At 24.3% G+C, this 10,836-nt stretch carries 6 protein-coding genes; all 6 read right to left on the bottom strand.

The genetic code is table 4. The features are described 5' to 3' along the window. Positions 1-143: 143 nt before the first annotated feature. Positions 144-1,250 (bottom strand): thiol peroxidase, encoded by a 1,107-nt coding sequence (tpx, locus tag D9R21_RS02285; RefSeq protein WP_126820932.1) that lies wholly within the window; start codon positions 1,248-1,250, stop codon positions 144-146. Positions 1,251-1,253: 3 nt separating this feature from the next. After that, positions 1,254-3,074 (bottom strand): AAA family ATPase, encoded by a 1,821-nt coding sequence (locus D9R21_RS02280; protein ID WP_126820931.1) that lies wholly within the window; start codon positions 3,072-3,074, stop codon positions 1,254-1,256. A gap of 58 nt (positions 3,075-3,132) precedes the next feature. Further along, positions 3,133-4,230, bottom strand: coding sequence for a hypothetical protein (locus tag D9R21_RS02275; protein ID WP_126820930.1), 1,098 nt, complete (start codon positions 4,228-4,230; stop codon positions 3,133-3,135). Beyond that, on the bottom strand, positions 4,231-6,603 hold the full coding sequence (locus D9R21_RS02270) for a hypothetical protein (RefSeq protein WP_126820929.1): 2,373 nt from the start codon (positions 6,601-6,603) through the stop codon (positions 4,231-4,233). 20 nt (positions 6,604-6,623) lie between these two features. After that, a complete protein-coding gene (locus tag D9R21_RS02265) occupies positions 6,624-10,496 on the bottom strand; it encodes a DEAD/DEAH box helicase (RefSeq protein ID WP_126820928.1) in 3,873 nt (1,290 codons plus the stop codon). A 124-nt stretch (positions 10,497-10,620) separates the two neighbouring features. Continuing rightward, positions 10,621-10,836, bottom strand: a 216-nt coding sequence (locus D9R21_RS02260) for an integrase core domain-containing protein (RefSeq protein WP_206609231.1), incomplete at its 5' end; no start/stop codon positions are given.

Here is a 10,836-nt window from a genome sequence, read left to right as displayed (position 1 = left end):
GTCTTTTGACCCTTTAGTTTTACCCTTTGCCATATAAAAAATGTTTCTCCTAACTTTATATATTTAATAATAACCTAGAAAGGTTTTTTATTTCATATTATCAGTTAAAAGAAACATTGTAATTTATAAGCAAAATACTTTTTTTATTTTCTACTATCTAAAAAATCATAAATAGCTTGATAATTTGGTTCATTTCCAATTGGATTAACAATTTCAAGATATTCTACAATATTATCTTGGTTTAAGATAAGAACTGCTCGTGGCAAAATTTGCAAAGCAGTAAAAACTAATCCTGTCTTTGTCCCAAAATCACGATAATTATAATCTGACACTAAAAAATGTGCTTCATCTCTAAAAGATTCACAACATCTTTCTTGCGCAAATGGTAAATCACGTGAGACTGTGATTAATCGTGCATTAGGATAATCTTTCATATTTTTGTTAAATTTAACAGTTTGAGTATAACAAACACTTGTATCAATACTTGGAATTACCGATATAACTTTATATTGTGTTTTAACATCACTAAGGTGAAAATCACTCATATCAGCATTAGTTCCTTTAAATTCTAACTTATCACCAACTTTAATAATATCTTGGGTAAAATGTGAAAATACATCCCCATCTAATTTAAATGCTCCCATTTTTATGGCCTCCTCTTTTTTTATTTTTTCTTCATTATTAATGAGATGAGCTCCATCTCCATTAATAATCATACTATTATTTTTAGTTACAGTAAATTCTGCTTCAATAATATTTTGTTCAAAATAATCATTATTCTGATAAACATTTCTTAGTTTAATCACACGCTGGTTTGTAGATCCAATTAATCGTCGTTTTTTATCTAACTTTTCAATAATAAATGGTCCATCAATTAATATATCAATTTTATCTAAAATTGATGGATGCTTTTCTTGCAATAGTTCATATAAAAAACCAGAAAAAACAATTACTGTTAAATTATTTGTTTGACATAAAGTAACTAGTTCTAAGAGCGCTCGTGGTTGAATAAATGGTTCTCCCCCTAAAATGGTAATCCCCTCAATTTGAAAGCGCTCTTTAGCGTCTCTAATCGCCTTAAAAAGGTCACTGACTTCCATTACATTCCGATTAATGAGAGGAATCATTTCCTGATTACTACATCCTTCGCAATTAATAATACAACCTTGCATTCATAATGCGAATCGTTTTCCAGGCCCTTCAATGGTTGTAAAAGAAACAAAACGATTAAAATTAATTAAATTACTCATTTTTTATTTAAAACAATATTCAATTTGATGACCATTTGCTTGTGCTAATATTGTTTCTCCAGCTTTAAATTTAGTTTGATTTGCAAAAATAAATGAACTCAATCCATCAACGACATGCTTTTCAATACTATTTAACAAATCACGACCACCTTTTTTATCATCAGCATCCTGAATAATAATTGGTAAAATTTGTGGTAAATCCATAAATTCTAATTTAATCTTATATTTTTCTCAAACAGCTGTTTGAATGGGCTGTAATTTTTGTGTAATTAATTTTGCTTTAAAATTAATATCCTTAATAAAATTAAACGGAATAATATTATTTCCAATTCGCCCTAATAATTCTGGTCGTTTTAATTCAGTTCGAAAATGATCAGATACTTTTTGAATAAATTGCTTTTCAATTTCTAAAAATGATAAATTATCATCAACTTCACTTGCACCAATATTTGAAGTAAAAATAATAAACGAATCAGAAAAAGTAACAGTTTGACCTTTATTATCAGTTAAACGACCATCTTCTAAAATTTGTAAGAATTTATCTAAAATTCGCGGATGGGCTTTTTCAATTTCATCAAATAAAAGTACACTAAATGGCTTTTCTTTAATTGCATTTGTTAATTGTCCACCTTCTTCATAACCAACATAACCAGGTGGTGCACCAATTAATTTTTGATCACTTGCTTCTTGGTTATATTCCGACATATCAAACCTAATACAATTTTTTTCATAACCAAATAAAAATTTGGCCAATGCTTTTGCTAATTCAGTTTTTCCTACTCCAGTTGGTCCAACAAAAAACAATGTACCTTTTGGTTTTGTTCGTTTTGATGAATATTGAACACCTGATAATCCAGTAAAAGCTTTATAAACAACATTCTTCACTTTTTCAATTGCATGATCTTGCCCAATAACTCGTTTTTTTAATTCTTTTTCAATAGTTGCTAATTTTTCATAATTCATTTCTTCTCATGGTGAAACTTTATCACCGTATTGATAAGAATTTAATAATTTTTCAAATGGTAAGCGTTCTGAAATATTGTTTGAAAACTTAATTAATTGATAAACTTCTTTCAAAGTTCATCCTTCCATCGTATCATAAATATCTTGTAATTTTAAAATATCAGTATTTAAATCTTCGGTAATTTTAAAAAAATTCTTATTAGTTAAAATGAACTTTTCTCGTTCTTCACGATTTGGTTTTGTTAAAGTAATTGTTGTTACATCTGGATTGTGCAAATAAAATGACGTTGGTAATTTTCCAACACTATTAGTGATAAAAATAATAGCTGTATCAAAATCAATTATTTCTGATTGATCAAATTTTTTATCTCGAAAAGCTTTACTTAATGAAATTAAATTAACACGTTCTTCTTCACTTAAGGTTTGTTCATTAGAAAATAAATAATCAGAAAAGTCAACAATAAAAGCAACTTTTTTAGAACTTGCAACTAACATATTACGACGAACAATGGTAAAAAATTCTGCTAAAGTTGGAAATTGTCCCGTTGGACCATTCTTTTCTTCATTTGCATTTTTAATTACTTCTTGACCAAAATCATATGCTTCACCTTCTTTACTCTTTTGTTGTGTTTCTACTGTTAATGTTAAATTTTTCAGATTTCCTCCGCTTAGACCATCAATCCGGTCTCACATAAAAATATCATTAAAACCTTTTTCTCTTAATAATTCAAATAATCGATCTTTTAAACCAACATAACCACTATTTGTTTGATAAATATCATTAACATTGCCCTCAAGAATAACACATCGTTTAATTCCAATTTGATTTTTTAACTTATCTAAATTACTTTTTACACTCATTTATAGTCACCTCTAACTATTTCTTTAATTATAATGTTTTTTAACCTAAAAATGTTAATTATTTCTTTTTTGATTTACTATCAATTTGAATCTTTGCTTGATTCATAATTTTATCAGGATTTAAATAAGATTTTTTCATTTCTTTTGATAAAGAAACATCATACATTGATAAATCGTTAATAAACGGTTGCTCATCTATATCATGTGCATGACCTTCATAACCTTCGAATTTATATGTAAAGCGCCCATCTAAATATACTTTAAAAATTGCCTCTTCTCCGGTTACTTTTTTTGCGTAAACAATAACTAAACTATCTTCATTTTCTTTCGTAATACGAATATCATTACTATCAACAATAAAACCACGTTTTTGAATTGCTTGTAAAATTGATGTAATAGCATTTTTCCGCGCTGATTCATCTAATTGTTTATTAATAATTTGATTTTGTAATGCTAAAGCTTTTGCGTTTAAAACAGTAGTATCAGATGCTGGAATTTGGGCAAATTCTTCTAATGCTGGAGATAATTCTGTATTAACAAATTTATCATCACTAATTTGTTTTTTAAAACTAATAAGATATTGTTTTTTCAAAAAATCAGTTGAAGTATGATAATTTTTAACTTCTGTTTGAACAAGGTCAGAAATAGCCTCTGGGTTTAAATTACTGAAATGATTCTTATTTGTTTTAAAAAAATTCATAATAAAAGCTTTTGATTCATTATCATCAAACATTGCTATTAATTCATGTTCTAATTGTTGATAATTTAAATTAACTCTGTTTTTTAAATTAGATAACCGTTGTTTTGTTTCATCTTCAATTACTTTTATTTTCAAAACTTCAATTTTTTGTTGAATTTCTGCTAAACGAAGGGTTTTTTGTTCCAAGAAAAAATTAACTCTTTTTGCCAATTCTAATTCAACATGTTCAACTTTACTAAATTCTTTAACTAACGGGTTATCCTCTAAATCAGTTAAAATTTGATCTAACTCAACTAAATATTGTTCAATTTGTTGACAATTTAACCCACTAGCATCAATTTCTTGTAATTGTTGTAATAATAATTTTAAATTATCTTTAACAAAATTAATATTTAAATTTAATCGTTCAATCTTTTTTTGGTAATTATACATTACTTGTTCAACACTCATACTCATTTATATTAACACCTCTTCTAATTCAAGTTTTATTTTTTTTAAAGCATCTCGATTTTTATTATCATTGTGTTCATTTCTTGATTTCTCACAATATAAATATAATGTTAATTCTTGATAAAGTTGCATAATTTGTTTATATTTATTTTTATCAAACACATCTTTTAAAACAAATAATTTTTCATTAATATGTTGTACAAATTGATGTTTTGTTTTTAAAAGCGGAGTAATTTTTTCTTCCATTAAATTCATTAAATATAATGCTGCCTTATCAAAAGAACATAAATTAAGATATTCCTGAAATTTGCTTTCAGAATTAAACATATTTTTAAATTTAATTACCTTATATTTTATTTCTAATTGTGACAAAGAATAAAGTAATTGAATTATCAATTCATTACTATTGTTAATATTCTTGCAACGTTCTTTAATAATCTCAACTTTATCTCATATTTCTTGTCAATGCCGTTGTAATCCACTTGTTTCTCGCTTTTTCATTTCTTTACAATACTTAATATATTCTTCAGCATAACTATATAAATTAATTAATAAAGTACTATTTTTTTCTAAAGTTGTAGTTGTTATTGCATCAAATAATTCACGATGTAAATCATTATTATTGATTGCAAAAAGAAATTTATCCAAAATTGCAAAAAGATTTTGATTTCAAATTTTTTCAATAATTGATGAATCTGCAATATTAGTTAATGCTAATAATTGGTTTAAAGAAACATCGTTTTTGTCATAAAGTTCTTGCAACATATTTAAAACTTCTTTATTTGATAATAAAGTATTATTAGTTAACACTTGATAAGCTTTAATAATATTTTTTTGCAATTTTGCTTGTTGTTTCATGAGGGCAATTAAAGTTTTATGCATTTTATTAAAATAATTTGGTTTTAAATTTAAATTACTTAAAATTTGTTCAGATTGATATAAAACATTAATTTTATTATTAAAATCATTTATGGTCATACTTTTCAATATATTATCAAAAGTTTCTTCATTATTATTTAAAATATCAATTAAATAACAGTAAATAAAAACATTTTCAATTTGATTATTATGAATTATTTCATAAATATTTGCCTGTTGACGATTTATTAAATTTTTTAATTCCTCTAAAATTTTATTAAATAACATCTGACTATACTTCGGAAGAAATTTTTGTGCTGTTATAATATTACGGTTTAGCATAATAAGTTCTGTTGGTTGTAATATGTAAAGTTCAGTCTCATTTTTATCATTGATGAATAAAGTTAAAAAATTATCATTAATTGTTAAAATCGCACTAGTTAAATAAAAAATTGGAATTGAACCAGTTAAATCATGCATTGTAGTTGTCTGCTCAGCATTAACAAAAATAATACAACTAATATTATTATAATAATATTTATTATCTAAGACTGCTTTTGGTTTAACACTTGCTGCATTAATAATTATAATTCTCGGATTTATTAATGTAGAAGTAATATAACGCGGATCTTGCTGATAATCACTTTCTAATATATTTGTTGCTACTTTTTGAAGATTTAAATTAAAATTATCCCTTAAAGTTTTAGCCATTTCGGTTAAAAAATAATCAACAATTTTTGTTTTTAAATTAACATTATCTTCAATAATTTGTTGCAATTGGTGGTCATTAATAATTTGAATTTTAATATCTTTAAAAGTGGTTAGGGACAATATAACTTCTTTTTCTTCATAAGCCTCAATCAATAAATTGTTAATTTGATTAGCATTATAGTAGATTTCTTGCCTCTTATTAGTGCGAATTGAAGTAAATGTGGTATCAGCATTAAAAATATTATTTTTATTAATATTTAACTTGTACTTTTCTAACAAATGAAATAAATCTTCGCCATTAATAATTGGTTCTTGTTCTGGAACAATAATTAAATCATTGCTATTTTTTTCTAATAAAGATAATTGTTCATTATTTATATATTTTTCGCCCGAAAAAATATTAAAATCAAAATTAATAACTGCTTCACGATTACTATTTTTACTTAATAAATAGCCCTGTTCTAATGCCGTTAACGCTTCTTTTGAAATGTAAAAAATTCCAATTGGTCGATCAATTCAATCCTGTTCAGCAGAACTATTTGCTAAATAATTTAATGATGTTTGCTTATTAATTTCAATAATATTTTCTTTTTCAATTAAGTCCTTTAGACATTCTGCATAAATTTTAAAATTAAAAATTTGTAATTCATTCTGTAAAATATCAGATAATAATTTTTCTTTATTAGGGTAATTAGTAATAGCATTTAAAATTACATACTGAAAAAAAGCTAGTTTTTTTGGTGTTTGATAGCTAACTATTGTTTTTAATTTTTTCCAATTTTTATAAACTTTTACCATTCCTAATTTCATGTTTTTACCTCGAATTCTTATTATAATAAATCTTTTGCACTTCAAACAAGACCATAACTATCAATAATTCGTAAAATTTCATAATATGCTTTAATTGTTTTTGTAATATTTGGATTAGCAATTGTTGGAATTTCAACATCAATATTAGTAAAAAAACTAACTGCTCCAATAATAATTAACATATTTTTTGCTCTTGAAAATGCAACATTTAACCGTTCGTATTTCTTAATAAATTCTTTATTAGCATTTAATTGCTTACGAGGATTGCGAACTGTATTAACAATAACAATTTCGGTTTCTCGTCCTTGATAATCATCAACTGTTGAAACTTCTACTTTAATATTTTTAAATTTTAAACTTTTAATAGCTCTTCGTAATTTTTTAACATGTAGACTATAAAAACTAATAACTGCAACTTTAGGTTGTTTTTTTAATTTAACTGTTAAATTATTATATCCTGCTTCAATTAATTCTAATGTTTTTATTGTTAAATTAACTTCTAATCAATTAAAAAGACTCGCACTACCACTTTCACCTTGTTCATAAACAAAATTCATATTAGTTTTATCTTTTGATGAATCAATTCAATAAATTGCTTTATTACTATCAAAAATTTTTAGACCATCTTTATTTTCAACAGTAATATAATGTTGTTTTTCATTATTTTGATTAGTTTTATCACCTAACTGCAACTGATTTTCATAAAAAACATTTACAATTCGCATAATATCTTCATGACTACGATATTGATTAATTAGAATTTCTTTTACTGAATCATCACATTTTGAGATAATTTTTTTAAATAATGAATTAGTTACTAATTCTAAAAAATCATTATAACTATAATTTTGGTCATAAATTTCATTAATTAACGCAACATCTTCTTCTTGATATGGCATAAGTGGTGGCAATTGCCGATAATCACCAACTAAAATAACAGTTTTACCATATACTAATGGCATAAAAATTTCCATTGGTGTTAACTTACTTACTTCATCAATAATAACAACATCAAAAGCAAATTTTTTAATATCAATATCAGAAATATTATAATCCCGTAAAACTTTATTTTTACTTTGTGCATATGATTGGTTTGAAGTCGCAGTCATTGCAACAACATTGACACTTTCTTGTAAAAATTGATTAGCATTATTAATTGTATCTCGTTCCATCGCCGGTGTGAAATGATTAGTTTCAATATTCTCTTGTGTTAAAAAATCTGATATCTGATAATTTTTATTTAAAAAGGTAATCATATTATTTACAAAATTAAACTTTGTTGCTTTTTCTTGGAGAAAAAAATTAAGGTCCTGTTCAATTTTATTAATTTCTTTATCAATTTCATTAATTGTTCCACTAATATCTTTTACTACTAAATTTAAATTAAAAATTGCATTAATACTATTAACAATGTTTTCAACTTCAACTTTTAGAGCATTAATTTTATGATTTAATGTTCCAATTTCAATTTCTAAATAAGAAATTTCTTGCTCATATTTATCTTCATTAATTTCACTAATTTTGTTTTGATTAATAACACTTTGTTCTTCATATTGCTGTAATAATTGTTCAAGGTCATTTTTAAATGCTTCTTGCTCCTTTTGAAACACAATATTTTCTTGTTTTAATGTAACTTGATTCTTTAATTCTAAAATTTCATTTTGAACAGCAGTTAATTGTTCCATTCAATCATCATCACGTAAGTCTTGACTAACTTGTTTTAATGTTGCTAATTCTATCTCCTTATCCTTTAACAACCTATTATCAGTAGTAATTGTTAATAGTTTTTTGTATGTTTCTGTTAATGAATATGAATCATCAATTTGAAATCCAATTTTTTTTTGCAACAACTCCCCAAAATGTTTATTAAATAATCCGACAAGATCCGGAGTTGAAGTAACTATTCCAGCTCAATTAATATTAACTAAGAAATCTAATAGATTACGAATATTATTAATATCAATTGTTAATTTTCGATTATCATCTAAATATTGCAATTTTTTATTAATGATTGTTTCTCGCTCAGTAACTAATGTATTTAACTTTTGAGTATAATGATTGTAATCATTAATTTCTTTTTCTAACATTTTAGCATTTGCTTTTAATTTTTGTAGTTCATATTTTTGATTTTCATAATCACTTCCAATTCCATCTCATTTTGTTAAATATTGTCGTGATAAATGAGCATAAATAAAACGATAATTATTAAAAATTAATTTATCTGGATTAAAATCATTAAAACGATTTTTTTTACGAACTTCATCACTTGTTAAGCGTAAAGGAATCAATAAAGGTGTTTTAAATAATCTTGTTAAAACATTGTCAATTGCAGTATGATTTTGTGAAGAAATTAAAACTTTCTTTCCTAATTTAGCATATTGATAAACTAATTCAGCAATAAATTCAGTTTTCCCTGTCCCCGGTGGACCTTGCAGTAAAAAAATATCTTGTGAGTTTAAGGCTTTTGTTATTGCTTTCTGCTGATTTCCATTTAAATTATTTGAAGCAAAAATTAATTGTTCTTCCATAATTAAGTTAGATTGTGTCTTTAATTTAATATCTTCAATATTAAAGATATAATTAATTAAATAAGGATTTGCAACATCATTTTTGCTAATTTTATCTAAAATAACATTACTACGTCGAAGTAAAGTTGAGTCCCCTTTTCCAATATAAGTTAAATAACCATAAGAAGGTATCATTTTATTTAATTCATTAAATGATATTTCATCCTCATTTTTTATTTCATAAAAGCAATTAACAATTTGATAATGCTCTAATTGATTAATAGTTACTTTAATTGTTTCATGGTCAATATCACTTTCTTGCATAATATTATTTTCAAGCATATATATTTTGATTAATTCTTTTTTAAAATCATAGATATCTTTTTGCTGCATTTTTTTTTCAGAAATATTAATCCCTAAATCATAAATATCTGCTCCATCTTGAACATAACTTTCACTAAAATTAAAAGAAAATAGTGTTAATGGAAAATATTTTTGATATTTACGATTAATTTGTAAATTAGCAAGACTTAAATTGTTTAATTTCTTTAATATTGAATATTTATCTAAATTATCCAACAATAGCTCTAATTCTACAATAATTATTTCTTCAAATAAATGACTAATTGTTAAATTTTTATTAGTAAAAGTTTTTTTATCAACATATCAAAAATTATGGGATAAAAATCTTACATCATGAAATTTTTCACCAATTGGAACTGTTTTTGGAATTTTAATATATTCTGTTAATTTCCGGTTTAAATATAAACAAGAATTATTACGCTTATATTCTAAGTTTTGTTCTTGAAAGCGTAAATATTGTAACCATCGTTTTTTTTCTTCAGCAAAAGATGAAGTCAAAAATTTCATATTTGCCATAACATTTGAATCAAAAATAGTTCGTAATTTTGCTTCATCAATCCAAAAATTATCAGCAATTTCAAGCACTACTCCAGTAGCTAACGTTTCAAATTCTTGTTTTCTCTTTTCCATTGCTGTTAAAAAAATATTTTTAACATTAACAATGCCAATTTCCGGATCAATATCGCCTAAGATTGTTAATGATGAGTTTGAATCGAACATTTGATCTAGCAAAGTAATTGATTTAAAACGAATTAAAATATCATAAAGCTTCTTTTCTGATCCTTTTTTATCTTTTTTAATTTTTGCCTGATCATTAATTAAACAAACAAAAAAATCAGCAATACAAATATTATGTTTTAAAAAAGTATCTAGGCTTTGAAATGTTGTAATATTTTTTAACCGAAGGTTTTTAACATCATCATCAGTAAATTTACTTTTTGGATTTGTTAAAAAATACAAATTTAACAATAAATTCTTATTATTATATTTATCACCCTGAATTGTAAATTCTGTCAATGTCATTTGTTCATCCTCTTATCTACATAATAATTATACTAAACTTATATTAGATAACAAATTAAACTAAACAAATTAAAAAAGTACATTGTAGATTGCACCCCAAAAAGTAAGTATTAGTAAAAAAGGTTTATAAACTTTTATTTATTATATCCTTTTCTTTGCGGCTTGAATATCATTTATTTCATTTTTTAACATCATTAATATATTCATCATGCGATAAGTAAATATTGTTATGAATTGTTGCTTTTTTTAATAAAGAATAAAAACTTTCAATAACAATATTATCAGCACAATGATAATTTTTACCCATAGAAATTCTAATTCCATTAGATATACATTTATT

This window comes from Spiroplasma endosymbiont of Megaselia nigra (assembly GCF_003987485.1).
Taxonomy (GTDB): domain Bacteria; phylum Bacillota_I; class Bacilli_A; order Mycoplasmatales; family Mycoplasmataceae; genus Spiroplasma.
This window is presented reverse-complemented; position numbering and strand designations above follow the sequence as displayed.